This is a genomic window from Terriglobales bacterium (assembly GCA_035573675.1).
Taxonomy (GTDB): domain Bacteria; phylum Acidobacteriota; class Terriglobia; order Terriglobales; family Acidobacteriaceae; genus DATMAB01.
The window spans coordinates 275,097-295,350 of record DATMAB010000027.1 but is presented as its reverse complement, the minus strand read 5'-3'; the positions used below and the strand labels follow the sequence as shown (position 1 = coordinate 295,350).

Here is a 20,254-nt window from a genome sequence, read left to right as displayed (position 1 = left end):
CTGAGCGAGGCCGAAGGGTGACCTCAGTGGTGAGCTTCTGGAATCCGTGTTTATCCGTGCAAATCCGTGGCTAACGTTTGTAAAGACCGGCCCGGCGGATGTACGCCGCAACGCGCGCCGGCACCAGCGTCGCGAGCGACTTCCCCCGCCGCGCCGCCGCCCGCACCTCAGTGGCGGAGACGGGCACGCGCACGCCGCCCATCAGGTACACCGTGGTCTTTCCCAACGCGATAGCGTGGCGCTTGCGATCGACGATCGCCTTGGGCTTCAGGCGGAGGGGTAAAGCGTCGAACGCGTCTTTCAACGAGAATCCCGGCCGGCTGGCGACGATGAAGTCGCACTCTTTGAGCAGCGCCTCCGGCCGGTACCAGGTGGCGATGTCCTTGAAGGCATCCATGCCGATGAGGAAGAACAGGCGGTCGCGCTTGCCCAGGCGCCGCTTCAGCCGGCGTACCGTCTCGATGGAGTAGCTGGCGCGCGTGCGCTTGCCGGCCGCATCCACCGCCGAGACCACGAAACGGCCTTCTCCGGAAACCGCCAGCGCCAGCATCGCCAGGCGATGGAAAAAAGGCGTGAGCGGACGCTTGAGTTTGTGCGGCGGCAGGTCAGCGGGCGCGAACAGCACCCGGTCCAGCCGATAGCGCCGAATGGCCGCGCGCGCAACCGCCAAGTGTCCGCGGTGCACCGGGTCAAACGTCCCGCCGAAAAGGGCAATTCGCACTGTCGTGAGTTTAACCACAGAGGACACGGAGGAACACAGAGAATCCGCGTCTATCCGCGTGAATCCGCGGCGAGAGCCGTCACCCGGGAGCGCAACCGGCGCACACGCTCGGCCATCGCATACTTGAGCTCGTCGATCCCTTCGCCGGCCACGGCGGAAATGGCATGGAACTCGAGCTTGAGCTTCCGGGCGTGGCGGCGCAGGCGGGCGAGCTTCGAGTCGCGTGACTTGCGGTCGGCGATGTCCAGCTTCGACGCCACCACCATCATGGGCTTCCGCTCCAGGCCCGCGCCGAAGCTCTCCAGCTCGTTCATGATGACGTTGAAATCTTCCACCGGATCGGGGCGGCCGCTCGCCTCGCTCACGTCCACCAGGTGCACCAGCAGGCGCGTGCGCTCGATGTGCTTCAGGAACTGCGTGCCCAGGCCGGCGCCTGCGTGCGCACCTTCGATGAGCCCGGGAATATCAGCGACCACGAAGCTGAACATTTCCGCCGCCTCGCCCACCGCCACCACGCCCAGGTTGGGCTGGAGGGTGGTGAACGGGTAGTCGGCGATCTTGGGCCGCGCCGCCGAGATGCGCGAGATCAGCGTGGACTTGCCCACGTTGGGATAGCCCACCAGCCCCACGTCCGCCAGCAGCTTCAGCTCCAGGCGCAGATGGCGCTCTTCTCCGGGACGCCCGGGCTCGGACTCGCGCGGCGCCTGGTGGGTCGAAGTGGCGAAGCGGGCATTGCCGCGCCCGCCGCGTCCGCCGCGGGCGATGCAGATGCGCTCGTCGGCGCGTGCGAAGTCGTGCACGCGCTCGCCCGTGTCCTCGTCGTAGACGACGGTACCCACCGGCACTTTCAGCACGATGTCGGCTCCGTCGCGACCGGTTTTGTTCGAGCCTTCGCCGTGCCGCCCGCGTTCGGCTTTGTATTCCGGATTGAAGCGGAAGTGCACCAGCGTGTTGTGGCGCTCGGAGGATTCCAGATAGACGTCGCCGCCCTTGCCGCCATCGCCGCCCGAAGGCCCGCCGCGGGGCACGAACTTCTCCCGCCGGAAGGCCACGCAGCCGTTGCCTCCGTCGCCCGCTTTCACCCGGATTTTGGCTTCGTCGATGAACATCAGTGGTCAGTGGCTAGTGGTCAGTGGCCAGTTCACCACGGAGACACAGAGGCACGGAGAACATGGACTCTTGAATGCCACAGCTTGATTTGTATCAGAGCACGGTTCACTCGTGCCGACCCTGCTCTCCCACTAGCTTGTCATCCGCGACCTCGCAATGCGAGGTCGCGCAAGCCCCATAGGGGCGCGCCGAAAGTAGCCCAGCACGGTGGCGGAAGCGAGCAATTCCGTGTTCATCCGTGTGAATCCGTGGCTGCTCTTGAAAAGCAAAAAAGGCACAGATTTCTCTGTGCCTCTGTGTCTCTGTGGCGAAACCCTACGCCTTGGCCGGCTCATCCACCGGGACCACCGTGACGTAGCGCCCCATCGAGCCTTTGTCCTGGAACTTGATGACCCCGGTGATCTTGGCGAACAGGGTATCGTCCTTGCCGCGGCCCACGTTCAGCCCCGGCTTGATGCGCGTGCCCCGCTGCCGCACGATGATGGTGCCGCCGGACACCAGTTGCCCGCCGAACGCCTTCACACCCAGCCGCTGCGAGTTGGAATCGCGGCCGTTCCGTGAACTTCCCAGTCCCTTTTTGTGTGCCATGGCTAGTTCTCAGTTCTCAGTTGTCCGTTCTCAGAAAACCCGTCTTTGAAAGGGCGCGGCTTCTAGCCGCGCCGTCAAGCGCCACCCAATAGACCGGGGCTTCAGCCCCTGAGGGCAACTTACTTCTTCTTCTTACCTTTGTCCGCCGGCTTGGACGCCTTGTGCTTTGCGGCTGCCTTGGGCGCGGCGGCCTTCTTCTCGTGCGCTTCGGCCTTGGGCTTGGCTTCCTTCTTGGCTTTCGCCTTGTGCTCGGCTTTCTTCGCAGCCGGAGTGGCTTCCGCTTCCACCGCCGGAACCGTTTCCGGCTTGGGTTTCGGAGCCTTCACTTTCTTTTCCGGAAGCTCGGGCGCGGTGAACTTCTGCCCTTCGAACGCGATCTCGGTGATGCGCACCGCCGTGAACGGCTGCCGATGTCCGGCCAACTTCTTGTATTGCTTCTTGCGCTTGTAGTGGAAGACCATGACCTTGGCGCCGCGGCCCTCTTCCACTACCTGGCCCACCACGCTGGCGCCGTTGCCGCGCGAAATCTGGCCCTCGGCCGCCGAGACGGCGAGCACGTCGAACTCCAGCCGGCCGTTCTTGTGGCCCGCCCGCTCCACCCGGATGACGTCGCCGGGCGCTACCCGATACTGTTTCCCGCCCGCACGAATGACCGCGTACATGATGCTTCCTCCGTTGAACGTCCCCGATGGGATGCGCTGGAATCGCCTCTCCGCCCCTCAGATGCGGGACGGGCGCTTGCTTAGAGGGATTGGCACTACCGGCAAACCATTTGATTCTAACGTGCTTGCGGGGCGGCGGTCAAACGGACCCGCCGGTAAGGTAGTGGGGCAGTTTGATTCATGCGCCTCTCTTTCCCGCGGCGCCCGTGCCGGCATACTGCTCTTTCACGGCGGCAATCGAGTTCGAAATAAGCTTCTCGAGCACAGCCTTGTCAAGATCGGCCAGCCGCTTGAAGTAGAGGCATGACTTGCCCATCGAGTGCTTGCCCAGCTTGGCCAGCAACGCCTTCTGCGCTGCTCCTTTCGCATTGACATAGACCACGAACGCCGGGCCGCGAATCGCAAAGCCGGCCAGGAATATCTCCCCAGATCGTCCGCTCTCGTAGGTGTAGCGATACGAGCCGTAGCCGACGATGCTCGGGCCCCACATCTTGGGCGGCTGCTTTGTGATCTTCTTGAAGAGGGACATCAGCGCCTTGCTGTCCGCCTTTTGCTCTTCATTCTTGGCGCGCGAGGCGATGTAGGCGCTCACGCTGGCGTTGGTTGACTTGGTCTTGTTTTCCCCCACTGTTGCGACCTCCTGCAGTTCATACATCCTCGTAGTGGACGATAGAGAATCCCGGCCACGGGCGAGGATGAGAAGTGGCTAGGACCAGCCCGGAACGATACCACTATGCAAGAGGAATCTGCGGCCGATGCGCATGGTGCCCATAATCCCGCCAATTCCTCTAACGTCCAAGCATGGCTACGCTATCTTGTTCCCGCACTCCGGGCAGAACTTCGTGCCCGCTTCGAACTTCGTGCCACATTTCGAACACTCGTTCTTGGGGCGCAGTGGCTTCCCGCATTGCGGACAGAACTTCGCGCCCTGGGTATGGGCTCCGCACTCCGGGCAATACGCCACGGCTTCGCGGGTCGCATCGATGCCCTTGGTCATGTCCTGCTGGCGGACCTTCTCCTTCAATTGCTCCACCGTAGCCTGCACCTGGGCGGCGGCGAGTTCAGTATCGATGTCGGGTGCACACTCGTAACAGAGCGAGCGTTTCTGGTTCCAGCAGGTCGCTTTGCAGACCCACTTCGAACACTTGGGACATTGCCGGAAATTGGGCTTTGCCTCGTCGATGGCTTCGCGATAGGCCTTGTCGTGCGCCGGACCCTGGACGGCGCGCTGGATCTCGTAGGCGCTCGACCCGGCCGAACCCAGGACACCCCCGAAAAGCCCTCCGGCGGCGCGAAGCGCGCTGGCCGCCATCCCCGTGGCCGAAGCCTTGAATTCGCTGGTGAACCCGTTGCCGCAGCGGTCGCAGAAAAACTCGAACTGGTAGCCTTTGTCGGTCGAGTGGTCGTTGTGGTTGCGAGTGAACTGGATCAACGCCATCTAAGCCCCCGGGAGGAAAGATGCGACCATTCTAGTCAAAGCGGCTGAAGGGCGCGAATAAGAGCTGCTTGAGGTACTGAAGAAGGCAGCGAATCGGTCAAACGTCGTCCGCCGGCCGCCGCTTGTGCCACTCCGTGGCCTGCTCGTAGGCGTGGGCCAGGCGTAGCACCGTTTCTTCCCCTCCCGACGGACCGATGATCTGCATGCCGATGGGTAACCCCACGCGCGTGAAGCCGCACGGGACCGAGACCGCGGGCAGCCCCAGCAGGTTGACGGGCCGCGTGTTGCGCAGCATCAGAAGCTCCTTACCGCGAATCGCGTTCATGTCGCCCAACAGGTCGGCGATCGCGAACGGAGGCACAGGAGCGGTCGGAGTCACCAGCAGGTCCACGGTGTCGAACACCTGCGAAACCGAGCGCCGGATCTGGTCGAGTTGGCGACGGCTCTCGATATATGCGGGTGTTGCGATGTCGGCTCCGGCGCGGATTCTCCCGAGCGTCGCTTCCTGGTAGAGCTCCGGCGTCTTCGCAGCGAACTCCCGGTGGTACGCGTACGCTTCCGCGAGGAATACCGTCGTGTACGCATCCAGGATGGAGGCATAGGTTCCGTCGCTGGCCAGCGGGGCGATATCGCGCTGACTCGCGGTGAGCTTTTTCAGCGTCGACAAGCCCTCTTCCATCGCCGCTTCGATCTCGGGGTCGAGTCCCTCGTAGAAGTAGGCCCGCGGAATGCCCAGCCGGAGCGAAGCAGTCTTGCCAGTCACAGCTCCAGCGTAATCGCGACCGGGCAGTTCGATGCTGGTCGGCTCTTGCGGATCGTAACCCGCAATCACCTGGAGCAGCATGGCAGCGTCTTTCACTGTGCGCGTCATCGGTCCCACGTGGTCGAGAGACCAGGAGAGAGGTACGACGCCCCGCGTGCTCACCAGTCCATAGGTCGGCTTGAGTCCGACGATGCCGCAGTAACCCGCCGGCTGGCGGATGGAGCCTCCTGTATCGGAGCCGATGGCGCCATAGCACAGGCCAGCCGCCACCGCCGCTGCCGACCCGCCCGAAGAACCGCCCGTGCTGTAGTCGCGTGCCCAGGGATTCCGAACCGGACCGAAACCACTGATTGCCGAGCTTCCGCCGTACGCGAACTCGTGCAGGTTCAGCTTGCCCAGCAGCACCGCCCCGGCCGCCTTCAGCCGGCGCACAACCTCCGCATCCGCAGAGGGGACTCTGTCCTTGAACACGCCGCTGCCTGCGGTGGTGCGTACACCGGCCGTGTCCACCAGGTCCTTGAGGGCAAGCGGGATGCCATGCAGTGGCCCTTTCCAACGTCCGCGTTGGATCTCCGCTTCTGCGGCGCGGGCCTCGGCCAGTGCGGAGTCCGCCGTCACTGTGATGAAGGCGTTGAGCGTGGGATCGAGCCGGTCGATTCGGTGGAGGCAGGCCTCGGTCAGCTCGACCGGGGAAATCTTCTTGCCCTGCACGAGTTGCGACGCTTGCGATAGCGTGAGCGCGGAAAGATCGGCATCATGAGCAGGCCCTGCATCTCCGGCCAGACCCGACGCAATCACGACTTGCCGGCTTACCATTCCTGTCGCTCCTGCGAAGCCCTCTTCAAGAACGCCCTGCGCGACCAGTGTACAACCCGCATCCGGGCCTCCCGGGTGGATTTCGGCGCTGACGCTTCAACGTGCTTGCTCTCAGCTTACGGATAATCGCTTATTGCTTCCGACGATTTGACACCCGCACGCCTCTACGCCATATTTCCCGCTCATTCGGAGGAGAGCCACCCATGCCCATTGCGCCGGAAGTGCTGACCATGGCGGTCGATATCACCAAGGAGACCATCCGTTCCAGCGGCGGCAAGCTGGAGGAACCGGAAAAGGTCGCCAAGTTCCTCGAAGAGGTGTGTCACAAGCTGGACGAGCTGCGCTGGATGAAGTCGGTTTCGCCTGCTGGATGAGAAAAAGAAGCACTCAGCACTCAGCACTCAGCATTCAGCACTCAGCCACTGCTCGCCTGCTTCAAGCTGACTGCTGAGTGCTGCTCTTCACACACGTTTCAGTTCCGGCAGCGTGCGCTCGTTGCGGACATTGCCGGTATTGAGCGTGGTCTTGGGCTCGAACAGCACCACGTGCGCCTCCTCGTCGGCCACCGGGCAATGCTCGGTGCCGTGCGGAATGATGACGAACTCGCCCGGGCGCACCACCAGTTCGCGCTCCTTGGGGTCGCGCAGCTTCATGCGCATAACACCCTTCACCACCAGGAACATCTCGTCTTCCTGTTCGTGGTGGTGCCACACGAACTCGCCCGTGAACTTCACCAGCTTCACGTAAGTGTCGTTGATCTCGCCCGCGATCTTGGGCTGCCATGGCTCGGAAAAACGGCCGAACTTCTCCGCCAGGTTCACAGTTTGTATGGGCATGGCTATTGGACGGAGCGGGCCGGCATCGGGTCTCGCGTTTTTTCCCAGGAAATGAATGCTCATTCACACTCCGCGCCCTACTCGCCTTTGGCAAGAGAACGGGGCGGTTGGCGACCGGATAGAATCATCCGTGCTTATCCGGGTTCAGCCGCGGCTGGCCGTCTTTTCCCGCAACACCTGCCACCGGGGCGCATCTTTAGCCCATGCCTGACCAAACCGCTTTTCTGACGTTTCTGGCCGCGGCGCTCCTGCTTAACGTCACTCCCGGGCCGGACATGCTCTATGTCATCGGCCGCAGCGTGGGCCAGGGACGCAAGGCAGGCGTGGTCTCCGCGGTGGGGATCTTCGTCGGCTGCCTGGTGCACATCGTCGCTGCCGCCGTCGGGTTGGCGGCGCTGCTGGCTTCTTCCGCCGCGGCCTTCGACGCAGTCCGTTACGCCGGCGCCGCCTATCTCATCTGCCTCGGCGTGCGCCTGCTGGCGCTCCGCAACGGCAGCCTCGAGACCGAAGCCCTGGAACCCGCCAGCCTCCGCAGCATCTTCTGGCAGGGCGTGGTGACCAACGTCCTGAACCCCAAAGTGGCGCTGTTCTTCCTCGCCTTCCTGCCGCAGTTCGTGGACGCGCGCCGCGGCTCGGTCGCCTTTCAGATCCTGTTTCTGGGGATGGTCTTCGATGTCGGGGGCACGCTAGTGAACCTGGCTGTCGCCGCCGCCGGCGGGCGCCTGGGCGATCTGCTGCGCCGCAGCCCGCGCCTTGCCCGTTGGCAACGCTGGTTCACCGGCACCGTCTTCCTTGGCCTGGGCCTTCGCCTGGCTTGGAGCCGGAAATAGCACTCGGCACTCAGCTGTCAGCAGTCGGCGGAAACAGCACACTAGGCGACAGGACCAAGAAGAAAAGCACGGAGCTTGTTGCTCCGTGCTTTGTTTGGTCTTGCCTGACTGCTGAGTGCTTCTTTACGGCGCGCTGATGGTCAGCTTGAAGGGCATGCGCCAGTCGCCGTAGTTGATGGTTTCCTTTCTTTGTCCGCCCTGGCCGCGCAGGTTGGCTTCGCCGTAATTGACCGTGCTTGTTTCGCAGGCGCCGGAAGTGGCTTCCCATGACGTCGCTCCGGTCCGCTTGATGCACACGCTCGGCCACAAGAGGTAGTAGCGGTAGATCTGCCGGTCGCACACCCCGTTGCGCACGTTAAAGTCCATGCGCGCCCGCCCCGGATAGGACTGGCCTATGGTCATGTTGTCGAAGAACATGGAATTGTCAGAGAAGATCGACCAGTTCACCGCCTGCTCCTGATCGTAATCGCCCTGCCAGCACGGAGGCAGCACATGCCCGGGGAACTGGCCTTCCACCGGCGAGTAGAAGTGCATGCGGACGTAGCGCGTCCCCGCACCCACCACGCCGTTGACCAGTGTGCTCATGGTGTCCAGCGTGTACACCGCGCTGTGCGTCAGGATCTGCGACTTCACGCCGTTGCCCGGCAAGTAGCCCCCCGGAATGTCATTGCGTACGCTGTACGGACCCGGCGTCTCGTTGCTGACATCGGTCCGGCAGTTCGAACAGGTCTCGGTCAGATCCGCCTTCAGCACCAGCGCCTTGCCCGCAAAGGCCGTGGCTGCCAGCGCCACCAGTGCCAGCGCTACCCATCCGAGTTTGCTTACCCGCTTCATGTTTCCTCCCTGGGAATAGTCCCGCAATGGCGTCGCTGTAAGGGGGAAGAGACACCGAACCACTGGGGATTTCAGAATAGGGCCGTAACGCACTGGTCACAATGGCACTTCCGTGGGGTTCGGGTAACCGGGGAAGGGTTACCCTCCTTACGGGAGACGCGAAAGCGAGATGTGCAGGCGGACCGCTATAGCAAAGTTCTCGCCGCTCCGGAGGCTTCTCAAGGGCGAAAAGCGAGGAGCCTCCCAGCGCGAACCTGGGTCAACTTCCCGTCCCAGATCGCCCAGGCTTAGCTCATGGCTGAAGACCTACGGCTGAGTGCCGCTTTACCTCGGCCACAGCCAGCCGAACGTCCCTGCGGTGAGCAGCCCGTAGATGAGCCCGTCGATCATGTGCTTGATGGTGTTGCTCCAGGGCTGCCCCTTCCACACCGAATCGACGAAGCTGGCCAGGCCGTAGCTCATGAACGCCGCCGTGCCCGCCACCCGGAACACCGCCAGGTAGTGCGTGCCCGGAGCCAGCGTCCGTCCTGCCAGGTAGGCGGTGAAGAATCCCACCAACAGGCAATAGACGAACCACAAGCCCAGGAACTTTCCCATCGTCGGCGCGCCCGAAGGCATGACGGTGAGCAGGCCCACGGGCCCCTTCTTGAACTTCTCCACCATCTCCGGCGAGCCGCATTCCTTCATGCTGGCGGCATGCGGAAAGTGGTACAAGCCCGTCGGCAGAGTCTCGCTGCGCATGGCCTCGAGCAGCTTCTCCTCGTTCGGCAGTCGCTTGTAGTCACTCTTGTGGATGAGCAGCACCATGTGAATGATCGAACTGGCGATGAACACAATCACCGCCGAGAGCACGATCGGCAGCCACAACTCCGTCAAAGGAACCATCTTCCCGCCCTCCTCCGGCCTGGCACTAAGCCAACGCTTATTTGTAAAGACCCGCACCTCACTTTTCCGGTCGAGCCGCGCCAGCCTACGCCCCGGCTCTGCGCCGGTCAAGCCAGTCTCGGCAGGTCTACATCCTCCGTAACCGCCGCTTGGTGCTTTCCGCTGGCGTCCGTCCGCCAGCTTGGTTAGAGTTTCCTCTGGCAGGACCGCACCTTCTGCCGCTTGGTACCCTCCCGCGTGGCGCGCCATTCTTGTAAAGTAGCGATGGAGTTGTGCCATGGCACATGACCGCATCGGGCCGTTCGCCATCCTGGCGGAGCTAGCCACTTGGGAAGGCGGCTCAGTCTACAAGGCGGCCGACCTCAAGGGCCGCACGGTCGCTTTGCGCACCATGCGCGTGGATGCGCCCGCCGCGCAGGAAGGCGCGGAAGCCTTCCGCGCCGCCGCCCGCGCCGCCAGCGCGCTGGACAGCCCCAACATCGCCAGCGTCCTGGGCGGCGGCGAAGCCAGCGGCCTGTTCTATGTCGCCCTGGAATTCGTCGAGGGCGTCAAGCTCTCGAAGTCGCTCGAAAAGGGCGAGCCGCTCACCTGGTCCGAGGTCACCGATCTCAGCCGGCAGGTCTGCTCCGGGCTCGACCACGCGCACTCCAAGGGCGTCATCCATCCCGAGCTGCGCCCCGGCAACATCGTGCTGGAGTGGGACGGCACCGCCAAGATCATGGACTTCGGCTTTCCCCGCCGCCACTCGGGCAGCGAACTCACTGAGGCGCTCTACTACGTCTCGCCAGAGGAGGCCCGCGGCGAGCCCCTCACCGCCCGCTCCAATCTTTTCAGTTGGGGCGCCATCCTCTACCAGATGCTCACCGGGTGGAAGGCCTTCCCCGGCGACACTGCCGAAGAGGTCCGTCGCAAGATCATCGAAGAAAATCCGCCCGCGCCCCACGAAGTGGACAAGGACGTCCATCCCAACATCAGTTGGATTGTGATGAAGGCGCTGGCCAAGGCGCCCGCGGACCGCTATGCCTCCGGCGCCGATCTGGTTCGCGACCTCGAAAACTACCGCCAGCTCCAGACCGCGCCCCAGGCCGCCAAGCCTCCTGAAGCCAAGCCTGCGGAACCGGCGCCGAAACCTGCGTCCGCCGCGGCACTCCCTGCCGAACCACGACCCAAGCCCGCGGCGCCCGCACCGGCCGAGCCGCCCCGCGAAACCGTCGTCATGTACGCGCCGCCGGTGCCGGCCGCAGGAGCACCGGCCAAAGCGGCGAAGCCCGAGGCCTCTGCTGCGCCCCCGCCAGCAAAGCCGGCCACACCGCCTCCGCCCGCCGCGGCTGCGCCCAAACCCGAGCGGCCACCCGCCGCGCCTAAGCCTGCTCCGCAGATTGTCACCGCCAAAGCTGCGGCTGCGCCTACAGCGCCCGCGCCCCAAGCCGGGCCGAACAACAGGCTCATTTACATCATGGGCGGCGCTATCGGCGCGCTGGTCGTGGTCGCCATTCTCGCCGCCGTGCTCCTGCGCAAACCCGCTGCGGAGCAGCCGGCCGCAGCCGCCGCACCTGCTCCTGCCGCGGCTTCGCTGGCCAAGCCGGAGCCGGCCACGCCCGCTCCCGAACCGGAACCGGCCACGGCCGAGCCGCGTCCCGCCGCCGGCAAAGCCAAGGCCAAGCAGCCGCCGCCCGCGCCCGCCGCACCGGTCATCGTGACCGGTGACGTCTCGATTGATTCCAATCCGCCCGGCGCCGAAATCCTGATTGACGGCAGGCCTGCCGGAGTCACGCCGCACACCGCCTCGCTCGATGCCGGCTCCCACACCATCACCATCAGCAAGGCCGGCCACACCGCCGTCACCCGCACCATCGAGGTAGCCGCCGGGCAGAAGGCCTCCGTGGCTGTAGGCCTCACCGAACTGGCCGCCACCGTCTCGGTCTCCAGCGACCCGGCTGGCGCCGCCATCCTGCTCGACGGCACAGCCACCGGCAAGGTCACGCCCGCGCAGCTCATCGTGGCCAAGGGCAGCCACACCGTCACCGTGCGCAAACAGGGCTACCACGACGCCTCTGAGACCATGCAGCTTTCGCCCGGACAATCGGCCCAGTTCGCGCCCACCCTCAAGCTCACCGGCAGCACCGAGAACATCAAGGTCGCCGGCCGCTTCGGCGGCATCTTCGGCGGCAAGCCGGAAAATTCCGGACGCGTCACCGTGCGCACCAATCCCAAGGGCGCCCAGGTCACCGTCAACGGCCAGGCCCTGGGCAAGAACACGCCCGTCGACTTCTACCTCAACCCCGGGACGTACGAGATCGTCGTCAGCCGCGAAGGCTACCAGCCCGTCAAGAAGCTCGTCACCGTGGAAAAGGGCGGCAAGCACGTGGTGGAAGAAACGCTGGCGAAATAGCAATCTGCCCTGAGCGCAGCCGAACCGTGCCTCCGTGTCTCCGTGGTGGATTTGCATGTCCTGCCGCCTGCCAGCTGCTTCTGCGATCCGCGTTTATCCACGTGAATCCGCCGCGAAAATGCCTTCCCTGCCGCCTGCCAGCCGCTGGCTGCCCGCTGCTTTTTCGCTTTACATTCGCCTCCCATACATGCTATTCTTGTCTCTGATGAAATAGCCGCAAGAATCCAATCCGACCCGCAGCCTCCGCAGCACGCCGCCTCGCACCTCGGCACTCCTAAGCTCGAACCAGCCAATACCCACTGGCCGCTGGTTTTCAAGCAGAAAGCGAGCCACCCATGTCCCGTCCCTCCCGCCCCGTCCGCAACCCCAAACTCGTCGGCGAGCGCGCCGAATGCGCCTTCCTCTTCCAGGCGCTCTCCCGCGGCCTCGCCGTCTCCCAGCCCTTCGGCGATAGCTGCGCCTACGACGCTATCGTGGATAACGGCAAGCGCCTCTTCCGCGTCCAGGTCCGGTCGACAAGGATGCACTACGGCACACATCGTGGCTTTCAAGTGAGCGCTTCCCATGGCCGGAACAAGCAGGAGAACTACACAGAGGCCGACATTGAGTTGCTTGCCGTGTGGATCGTGCCCCGAAACACTTGGTACCTGATTCCGGCCAGAATCCTGGATTGCGGATCCCTAGTGTTCTGGCCGCATGTTGAGAAGAGCCGAGGCCGCTGGGAAAAGTACAAGGAGGCCTGGCACTTGCTGACGGCTGAAGGCTGAGAGCTGGACGGCTGGGTTTCTGCCCGGCTCCTCCGCCGCCACCACTGGCTCTGGTTCGCTCCTCATGTCGAGAACAGCCATGGCCGCTTCGAGACTTGGCGCGAACGCTGGGATCTGCTTACGGAAGGCGAAGAGCGCAAGACGGAAAGCGGTTCTGGAAGCCTGGCATCTTTGGGGCGGCCCGCGCGGTAAGCGCGAGGGCGAGATCGCTCACCCGGAACGCTACAAGAAAAGTTGGCGGTCCGCCACTCGCGTCTCTGGGGAGGCACGGGTGTGGCTGAGTGCTGACGGCTGATGACTGATGGCTGCTTTTGCTACCGCGCAGCCCGTATCTGCTGGTCACGCTCCAGCGCCAGCAGCATGGGATGGTCGGCATCGGCGACCGCCAGGGATTGCCGGATCTCGGCTTCCAGCGCGCTCGCCTCCGCCTCGCGCCCCAGCTTGCGATAGAGGCGCGCTAGCTGCAACTTCGCCTTCCGGAAATCTGTCACGATCACAGGGGCCTGATTGGCTTCGAGCGCCTGGCTGAGAACGTTGGCCGCACCCGCCAGGTCCCCGCGTCGCTCCAGGATCTCAGCCAGCGGGATGGCGGCCGTGCAGGCAAATACGTCCCGGTTGGCCGTCATGGAGCCGTGAAGTTTGGTGAGCAAATCCAGGGCCTCCAGAATCCTGCCCTGGCCGATCGCGATGTGAGCACGCGCCAGGCGAATGAAGCGAGGCGGATATTCCCGTATCCGATCGTCGGGCAGCCGCGCGGCAGCCTCGGCCAGCAGCCCGGCCCGTACCAATTGCAGCAGTGTGAAGGGGTCACTGCCATCGGCTCCCAGGGCCAGTTGGCGGCGCAGATGGAAGCGCACCGCCCTCATGTCCCCTCGTTCCTCCGCCAGCCACGCCAGACCCCCATGTTTCTCAGCTTCGTCCTGGAGCGTCGCGTACTGCTCATTTGCGGCACGCATCCGGCCCAGATAGAGAAAATAGATGGCTAGATGCTTGGTCAGTGCCTCACGCCGAGGAGCTGTGTAGGAGGGAAAGTCCCTTCGGACGCGCTCCATCTCCTGGAGCGCTCCTTGGTAGTCTCCAAGCCGCATCCGGCGCCGCGCGCCGTGCAGGGTGATGGCTGCCCAATAGTCGGGCGGCGAAGCGTCTGGGCTCTGACTCAGCATTTGCGCCTTGCGCAGCAGTGCCTCAGCCTTGGCAGGAGCCCGCCCGGAACGCCGTACCTCATAGTAGGCCCAGTACACGCTCCACAAGTCGTGGGGACGAAGCTCGGCCCGGCGAACAAAATAGGGAACGGCTTCCTCCAGCCTGCCCAGGTACGAGTATGTCAACGCCAGGTTGTTCACACCCCAGTAGTGGTCCGGATACTCCCGCACCAGGACTTCATACGCCTGGATCGCCTTTTCGTAGTCCTGCGTGAATCGGTCGTGGTAACTGCCCACGATGAAATACCGCTCACGGTCTGTGGTGGTCTCGGCCAGCCGGAGAGCCTCTTGATAATGGGGCGCTGCCTCCTTGTCCTTTCCCACGTTCGAGTAGCAATGGGCCAGATAGATGTGGGCCGAGGCGAAGTCAGCGTCCTCGGCCAGCGCCTGCTCGAAGAGCTGGGCGGCGGCGTTGCATTCTCTCTGGTTCAGAAGGGCCATGCCTCGCGAATACAGCTGCAGGGCGCGCAGGGAAGGCGTCGTTGCCTTTTCCAGTGCCGGCGTGTTCTGTCGGAATTGTGCGGCTTCTTCGCCCAGGCTTTCCCGCACTCGGCGGGACAGCCGGTTCACAGCGGCCAGCACGGCATTGAGGTCCGCGGCCTCCTCGCGGAACGACCGGAGCACGGCCCCGCTGGAGGGTTGGACCAGAGATGCGCTGAGCGCGTAGCTGGCGCCCAGCTTTTCGGTGCGGCCGGTCAGCACCATCTGGACGTTGCTGTCGCGCACCGCCACCTCGCGCGCGAGCGGAGCGTCCAGGCGCGTGTCGGACGCCTTCTTCATCAGCCGGAACGCGTCCTGAACTCGCTCCGGCGGCACCAGGTTCACGAATCGCGAGTTGCTCAGCTCGCGCTCCAGGGCGTACTCCACCGTGTCATCGAAAATCGCCTCGCCCGTGCGGTTCTCGAACTTGGCTATCAGCACCCAGCCGCGATTGGGAAAGTCGAGCGCCGGAGGGCGTGAGCGCCAGGTGTACACCCCAGCCGCAAGGGCCACAATGGCGAGCGCGGCCCCTGCGACCAGCCATCGCCGGCGGGTGCCAGGGAACGTACGTGCGCCCTCCGCCGCCTGCCTGGTCCCACTTGCGGTAGCGGGCCGCACCTCCGCCACGAAACGATACCCGCGCTTGGGCACGGTCTCGATGTAGCGGTGCCCGTTCCGGTCGTCTCCCAGAACACGCCGTATCGTGAAGATGTTCTGCGCGAGGTTGCCCTCTTCCACGAACGTGTCCGGCCACACCCGCTGGAGCAGTTCTTCCTTTTCCACCACCCGCCCGGCGTTCTCCACCAGCACCGCCAGCGTGTCAAAGACTTTGGGAGGCACAGCCAGGACGTCGCCGTTGCAGCGCAGGGTGCGCTCGGCCGTATCTACGGTGAAACGGTCGAAGTTGTAGCTGGGTCCCTCGCGAGCCACTTTGGAAGGTCCCCCGGGCCGGACAATTGCCCCGATTCTACGCCTGCTAGCCCAGCAAACCCCTAAGAAATCTCTATCGAAGCCGCCAGGAGCGGCGGAATGGCAGGTCGGCTGCCTTTCCTACCGCGCAGCCCGTATCTGCCGGTTTCGCTCCAGCGCCAGCAGCATGGAATGGTCGGCCTCGGCGACCGCCAGCGATTGCCGTATCTCGGCTTCCAGCGCGCTCGCCTCCGCCTCGCGCCCCAGCTTGCGATAGATGCGTGCGAGCTCGAATTTCGCCTGCCGCACTTCTGCCACGCGCTCCGGCCAGGAATCGGCGGCGAGGGCCCGGCTGATAACCTCCGCCGCGGCAGCCGGCTCCCCGCGCCGCTCCAGTGCGCCAGCCAACGCGACCCCAACCGCTAGAGCAATATCATTCCGGTTGGCCGTTGCGTCCTGGTGAAGCTCGGTAAATAGATGGATGGCCTCCGAACTCTTCCCTTGGGCGGTCGCGATGTGGGCACGTTGCAGCCGTACATACCGCGGCGCCCACAAGTTCTGCATGCGCTCGTCGGGAGTCTGTGCGGTAGCCTCGGCCAGCAATCCGGCTAGCACCGCTTGCCGGACGATCTCTGGGTCGATGCCAACGCTTCCGAGAGCAAATCGACGACGGAGATGGAAGCGCAGAGCGGTCATATCGCCTCGTTCCTCTGCCACCCACGCCAGCCCTACATGTCTGTCGGACTCATCCTGGAGTGCGGAGTAAAGTTCCTCCGCGGCGCGCAATTGCCCGAGATGGACAAACTGGGCGGCCAGCCAGTCGGTCAGCGCTTCTCGGCGAGGACCTGTATAGGAGGGAAGGCTGCGCCGAAGCCCTTCCAGCTCCTGCAGTGCACCGCGGTAGTCCCCGAGGCCTGCCCGGTGCCGGGCACCGGCGACCCTCACGCGAACCCACAGCTGGGGATTGGGGAACGCGTCCGGGTTCCGACTGAGTACTTGAGCCTTGTGGAACAAGGCCTCGGCCCGGGCAGGGTCTCGGCCGGAGCGCCTCAGCGAATCCCAAGCTCCAAAGACACTTGCTAAGTCATGCGGGCGGAGATCGGCCCTCCGCAGAGAGTAGGGAAGGGCTTCGTCGAGTCTACCCAGGTACCAGTATTTGTTCGCCAGGTTGTTCACGCCCCAGAAATCGTCCGGATAGAGGCGGACCAGTACTTCATACGCCTCAAGGGCCTTGCCGTGATCCGCGACGAACCGGTCGTAGTAGCTCCCCACAATGAAGTAGCGCTCTCGGTCGCTGGTGGTCTTAGCCAGCCGAAAAGCCTCTTGATAGTGTGGCGCTGCCTCTTTGTCCTTCCGCACGTTCGAATAGCAATGGGCCAGATAAATGTGGGCCGAGGCGAAGTCTGCGTCCTCGGTCAGCGCCTGCTCGAGAAGCGGGATGGCGGCGTTCCATTTTCGCAGGTCCACCAGGCGCATTCCCTGCGAGAAGAACTGAAGTGCGCGTAACGAAGGCGTAGTCGCCTTTTCCAGTCGCGTCGGTGCCGAGACTTGTGGCAGTTGTTCGCCCAACTCCTCACGGACGCGCCGGGCCAGTGTACGGGTGGCATCCAGGACGGCCTCCTGATTGGCCGCCTCTTCCGCCAACGCCGCCAGGGTGACTCCCGTGGCCGCTTCCACGAGTGCCACATTGAGCTGGTAGCGGTTTCCCAGTTTGTCCACGCGCCCTGTAATCACCACCGGAACCTCGCCGTCGCGCAGGGCAACATCGCGCGCCATTTCTGTATCTAGGCGCGTATCGGGCGCCCGGCGCATCAGCGCCAGGATGTCCTGCACTCGGGGCGGAGGCAGCACGTTGACCAAGCGTGAGTTGCTCAGCTCGCGCTCCAGGGCGTACTCCACCGTGTCATCGAAGATCGCCTCGCCCGTCCGGTTCTCGAACTTGGCTATCAGCACCCAGCCGCGATTGGGAAAGTCGAGCGCCGGTGGCCACGACTGCCAGAGCAAAGCGCCCGCCGCCAGTGCGAAAACGGCGAGCGCGGCCCCTGCGACCAGCCACCGCCGGCGGGTGCGAGGAAACGTACGTGCGGCCTCAGCCCTCTGCCTGGTCCCACTTGCGATAGCGGGCCGCACCTCCGCTACGAAGCGATACCCGCGCTTGGGCACGGTCTCGATGTAGCGGTGCCCGTTCCGGTCGTCTCCCAACAGCCGCCGTATCGTGAAGATGTTCTGCGCGAGGTTGCCCTCTTCCACGAAGGTGTCCGGCCACACCCGCTGGAGCAGTTCTTCCTTTTCCACCACCCGCCCGGCGTTCTCCACCAGCACCGCCAGCGTGTCAAAGACCTTGGGAGGCACAGCCAGGACGTCGCCGTTGCAGCGCAGGGTGCGCTCGGCCGTATCTACGGTGAAACGGTCGAAGTTGTAGCTGGGCCCTTCACGAGCCATATGGAAGGTCCCCCGGGCCGGACAATTGTCCCAATTCTACGCCTGCCCGGACCGGCACGCACCGGAAAATTCTCTCCCTCTGGCCGCTCTGTGAACTTGGCCAAGCGGCGGTCAGTGCCCCCTAACTCCCGCCGCTGTATCGAGATGCAGCTCCCAAGCGCTTCTTGAGGAAAAACTAATCGGCTCCTAAAGACTTCCCTGTGCTGCCCGGGCAGTAATGGCCACTCGTCCTGGGAGGAATGCTTGGACCGGCCAGGGCGCAGTTCAAAAGCGTGGAGGATTCCATGAAGCTCACGGCTCGCAAAAGAATGTCACTCGCGGCGCTGCTGCTGTTGCTGATGCTTGCGGCCCCGCTTGCACAGACGCCCCTGCTGGCGCAGAAAAAGGGCAAGACCTGCCAGGTGGCCGTTGCGGCGGCCTTCAGCAACAATGTTGGCGACAAGGTGCAAGGGACCGGCTCCTACCTCGGCGGTTCCGTCAGTTGTGATGGCAAGCTGCTCATCGCGTTCGATCACAACGTTGTGTACGACTTGACCGACCTGATCGGCCACGCCGCGGTCGCCACCGGCAACCTGGGCGTGGAAGGCGACCCGCTGAATCTGCTGGAGATGGTGGCGGAAGACTCCATCTCTGCGGACAAGATTCAGTTCAACTTCGTCGACGCTGCTACCAACACCCGCTACTTCCTCCAGTTTGGAACCAGGTATCAGGCCGAAGGCTGCGCCACCTGCAGCGGCGGCGCCATCACCATGGTCAGCGATACCCCGGGCGCAAGGCAGTGGACCATCAGCTCCGCGGACATGCTCTCCGGCGCGAGCACGGCCAGGCTCCTGTCATGTCCCGCCAGAGGGAAGTGCACGCCGCAGGAAGTGGGCACCCTGGAGGCGCCGTTCGAACTGACCATTACGGAGTAGGAGCAGGCGAACGCAATCGAGAACCTCGTCGCGACCTTGCCGGATCTTGCTCCGCGGCTCGAACAAACGGCGCGACAGAAAAGGAGGCATGTCCCTTGTGTGGTGGATTCTTCTACTTATGAGTTTTGCGCTGGAGCCAGTCCTGCCTCTGATGACCGTGAAACACCAGGTCAAAGGCACCGTCTGCACTGATGGTACGTACTACTTGGCCGCCATGAACAAGTGCGAAGGCGTCAAGGCACGGTAATTTTCGTAGTGTGTCACGTGCATCCGCGGTGAAAACAAAAGGCACGGATTCTCGGAGCCTGCCCTGAGCGCAGCCGAAGGGTGTCTCCGTGGTGGATTTTGCCTTTCCTGCCGCCTGCCCCCCCCCGCTAGCTGTCGGCTGCTTCTCGGATCCGCGTCCTTCCGCGTTCATCCGCGGCGAGAAACAAAGGCACGAATTATTCTCGAACCTGCCCTGAGCGCAGCCGAAGGGTGCCTCTGTGTCTCCGTGGTGGATCTTGCCTTTCCTGCTGCCTGAGCGCCGCTGGCTGCGGGCTGCTTTTTCGCTTTACATTCGCCTCCACATATGCTATTCTTATCCCTGATGAAATAGCCTTCAGAATCCAATCCGATCCGCAACTCCCCGTAGCACGCCGCCTCGCACCTCGGCACTCCTAGCTCGAACCAGGCATTGACCACCAGGCACTGACCACTGGTTTTCAAGCAGAAAGCGACCTCCCCATGTCCCGTCCCTCCCGCAACCCCAAACTCGTCGGCGAGCGCGCCGAATGCGCCTTCCTCTTCCAGGCGCTCTCCCGTGGCCTGGCCGTCTCCCAGCCCTTCGGCGATAGTTGCGCCTACGACGCCATCGTGGACCGCGGCCCAAACCGCCGCCGCAAGCGACTGGTGCGCGTCCAGGTCCGCTCCACCAACGTTCCCAACTCACGCTGTTTCCGCATCGGCTGCCGCCTCCAGGGCGATACGCGGTCGTTCACCCCTGACGACATCGACTTCCTCGCCGCCTGGGTTGTCCCCTACGACGCCTGGTACATCATCCCCGCCCACACCCTTCCCACCAACGAAGTCAAGCTCTTCCCCCACGTGCCCAAGAGTTCCAGCCGCACCGAACGCTACCGGGAAGCCTGGCATCTGTTGGGGGCGAAGCGTGAATCTCAGGGCAAGGGGATTGCCCATCCGGAACGCTACAAGAAGTCGTGGCTGCCGCCGGCAGCGACATCGCCCGACGGGTCGACCTAGCTTGCAAATCTGATTCTTACTCGGAGTTCGAGCGCATTCGGCCGCCTGGCTGCTACATGCAGAATCGTGACGTCCTGTTGGCGGACGTTTTCGATGAACGGAAGAACGTACTGCTTCTCCTCCCGAATGCCTTGCGCCCCTCTGTACTTCCGAAAAATCTCCTCGAAGTCGATGTGATCGAAGTTGATGTTCCACATTTCATGAGCTCGCCTAAGAACGTCGAACCGAGGCAGATCGTCACCCCTCACATACTTGTAGAACGAGGCCAGGCAAACGCCAAGCTCGTCTGCCGCTGCCTTCGCGCCTTTGGCTGTCTTTATCTCTCGAAACTCTCTTGACACTCGCTGCCTCAAGAGCCTTTCCCCGGGCGACAGGATTCTTCCACGTTTCACAGGAGACCTCCGCTTCACTGTGGAAAAACAA

Annotated in this window: 19 protein-coding genes; 6 read left to right on the top strand and 13 right to left on the bottom strand. The window is 63.8% G+C overall.

Translation table 11 applies throughout. The features are described 5' to 3' along the window. Positions 1–70: 70 nt before the first annotated feature. The 7 genes from nadD to VNK82_13820 form a co-directional block, all read right to left on the bottom strand. Positions 71–721, bottom strand: a complete 651-nt coding sequence (gene nadD, locus VNK82_13850; GenBank protein HXE92036.1) for a nicotinate-nucleotide adenylyltransferase — start codon at positions 719–721, stop codon at positions 71–73. Between the two features lie 50 nt (positions 722–771). Continuing rightward, the gene (obgE, locus tag VNK82_13845) at positions 772–1,830 is read right to left on the bottom strand and encodes a GTPase ObgE (GenBank protein ID HXE92035.1); all 1,059 of its coding nucleotides are present in this window, start codon (positions 1,828–1,830) and stop codon (positions 772–774) included. Positions 1,831–2,146: 316 nt separating this feature from the next. Then, positions 2,147–2,419 (bottom strand): 50S ribosomal protein L27, encoded by a 273-nt coding sequence (gene rpmA / locus VNK82_13840; protein ID HXE92034.1) that lies wholly within the window; start codon positions 2,417–2,419, stop codon positions 2,147–2,149. A gap of 119 nt (positions 2,420–2,538) precedes the next feature. Then, complete coding sequence (gene rplU, locus VNK82_13835; GenBank protein HXE92033.1) at positions 2,539–3,081, bottom strand: 50S ribosomal protein L21; 543 nt, start codon at positions 3,079–3,081, stop codon at positions 2,539–2,541. Between the two features lie 178 nt (positions 3,082–3,259). Then, entirely contained in the window at positions 3,260–3,736 is a 477-nt protein-coding gene (locus VNK82_13830; protein HXE92032.1) for a DUF1801 domain-containing protein, read from the bottom strand. A gap of 150 nt (positions 3,737–3,886) precedes the next feature. Then, a complete protein-coding gene (locus VNK82_13825) occupies positions 3,887–4,519 on the bottom strand; it encodes a zinc ribbon domain-containing protein (GenBank protein ID HXE92031.1) in 633 nt (210 codons plus the stop codon). A 97-nt stretch (positions 4,520–4,616) separates the two neighbouring features. Further along, complete coding sequence (locus VNK82_13820; GenBank protein HXE92030.1) at positions 4,617–6,098, bottom strand: amidase; 1,482 nt, start codon at positions 6,096–6,098, stop codon at positions 4,617–4,619. Positions 6,099–6,301: 203 nt separating this feature from the next. Here VNK82_13820 and VNK82_13815 point away from each other — a divergent pair, with 203 nt between their 5' ends. Continuing rightward, positions 6,302–6,472: a hypothetical protein gene (locus tag VNK82_13815; GenBank protein HXE92029.1), complete on the top strand. Its 171-nt coding sequence runs from the start codon at positions 6,302–6,304 to the stop codon at positions 6,470–6,472. Positions 6,473–6,559: 87 nt separating this feature from the next. Here the strand turns inward: VNK82_13815 and VNK82_13810 are convergent, their stop codons facing one another. Further along, on the bottom strand, positions 6,560–6,934 hold the full coding sequence (locus VNK82_13810; protein HXE92028.1) for a cupin domain-containing protein: 375 nt from the start codon (positions 6,932–6,934) through the stop codon (positions 6,560–6,562). A gap of 203 nt (positions 6,935–7,137) precedes the next feature. Here VNK82_13810 and VNK82_13805 point away from each other — a divergent pair, with 203 nt between their 5' ends. After that, positions 7,138–7,764, top strand: a complete 627-nt coding sequence (locus VNK82_13805; GenBank protein HXE92027.1) for a LysE family translocator — start codon at positions 7,138–7,140, stop codon at positions 7,762–7,764. A 123-nt stretch (positions 7,765–7,887) separates the two neighbouring features. Here VNK82_13805 and VNK82_13800 read toward each other — a convergent pair whose 3' ends face one another. Together VNK82_13800 and VNK82_13795 are read right to left on the bottom strand one after the other, a co-directional pair. After that, positions 7,888–8,598 (bottom strand): hypothetical protein, encoded by a 711-nt coding sequence (locus tag VNK82_13800; GenBank protein ID HXE92026.1) that lies wholly within the window; start codon positions 8,596–8,598, stop codon positions 7,888–7,890. Between the two features lie 324 nt (positions 8,599–8,922). Continuing rightward, a complete protein-coding gene (locus VNK82_13795; GenBank protein ID HXE92025.1) occupies positions 8,923–9,483 on the bottom strand; it encodes a hypothetical protein in 561 nt (186 codons plus the stop codon). Between the two features lie 277 nt (positions 9,484–9,760). Between VNK82_13795 and VNK82_13790 the strand changes: the two genes are divergently transcribed. After that, positions 9,761–11,875 (top strand): serine/threonine-protein kinase, encoded by a 2,115-nt coding sequence (locus VNK82_13790; protein HXE92024.1) that lies wholly within the window; start codon positions 9,761–9,763, stop codon positions 11,873–11,875. Between the two features lie 335 nt (positions 11,876–12,210). Continuing rightward, positions 12,211–12,642: a group I intron-associated PD-(D/E)XK endonuclease gene (locus VNK82_13785; GenBank protein HXE92023.1), complete on the top strand. Its 432-nt coding sequence runs from the start codon at positions 12,211–12,213 to the stop codon at positions 12,640–12,642. Positions 12,643–12,956: 314 nt separating this feature from the next. On the opposite strand, the gene VNK82_13780 is transcribed toward VNK82_13785, so the two are convergent. Both VNK82_13780 and VNK82_13775 read right to left on the bottom strand, forming a co-directional pair. Beyond that, positions 12,957–15,254: a winged helix-turn-helix domain-containing protein gene (locus tag VNK82_13780; GenBank protein HXE92022.1), complete on the bottom strand. Its 2,298-nt coding sequence runs from the start codon at positions 15,252–15,254 to the stop codon at positions 12,957–12,959. A 120-nt stretch (positions 15,255–15,374) separates the two neighbouring features. After that, positions 15,375–17,675: a winged helix-turn-helix domain-containing protein gene (locus tag VNK82_13775; protein ID HXE92021.1), complete on the bottom strand. Its 2,301-nt coding sequence runs from the start codon at positions 17,673–17,675 to the stop codon at positions 15,375–15,377. A gap of 284 nt (positions 17,676–17,959) precedes the next feature. Here VNK82_13775 and VNK82_13770 point away from each other — a divergent pair, with 284 nt between their 5' ends. After that, the gene (locus tag VNK82_13770; GenBank protein HXE92020.1) at positions 17,960–18,589 is read left to right on the top strand and encodes a hypothetical protein; all 630 of its coding nucleotides are present in this window, start codon (positions 17,960–17,962) and stop codon (positions 18,587–18,589) included. Between the two features lie 726 nt (positions 18,590–19,315). Further along, positions 19,316–19,831, top strand: a complete 516-nt coding sequence (locus VNK82_13765) for a group I intron-associated PD-(D/E)XK endonuclease (protein HXE92019.1) — start codon at positions 19,316–19,318, stop codon at positions 19,829–19,831. Here the strand turns inward: VNK82_13765 and VNK82_13760 are convergent. Beyond that, positions 19,828–20,223 (bottom strand): hypothetical protein, encoded by a 396-nt coding sequence (locus VNK82_13760; GenBank protein HXE92018.1) that lies wholly within the window; start codon positions 20,221–20,223, stop codon positions 19,828–19,830. The two genes, VNK82_13765 and VNK82_13760, sit on opposite strands and share 4 nt — an antisense overlap. Between the last annotated feature and the right edge of the window lie 31 nt (positions 20,224–20,254).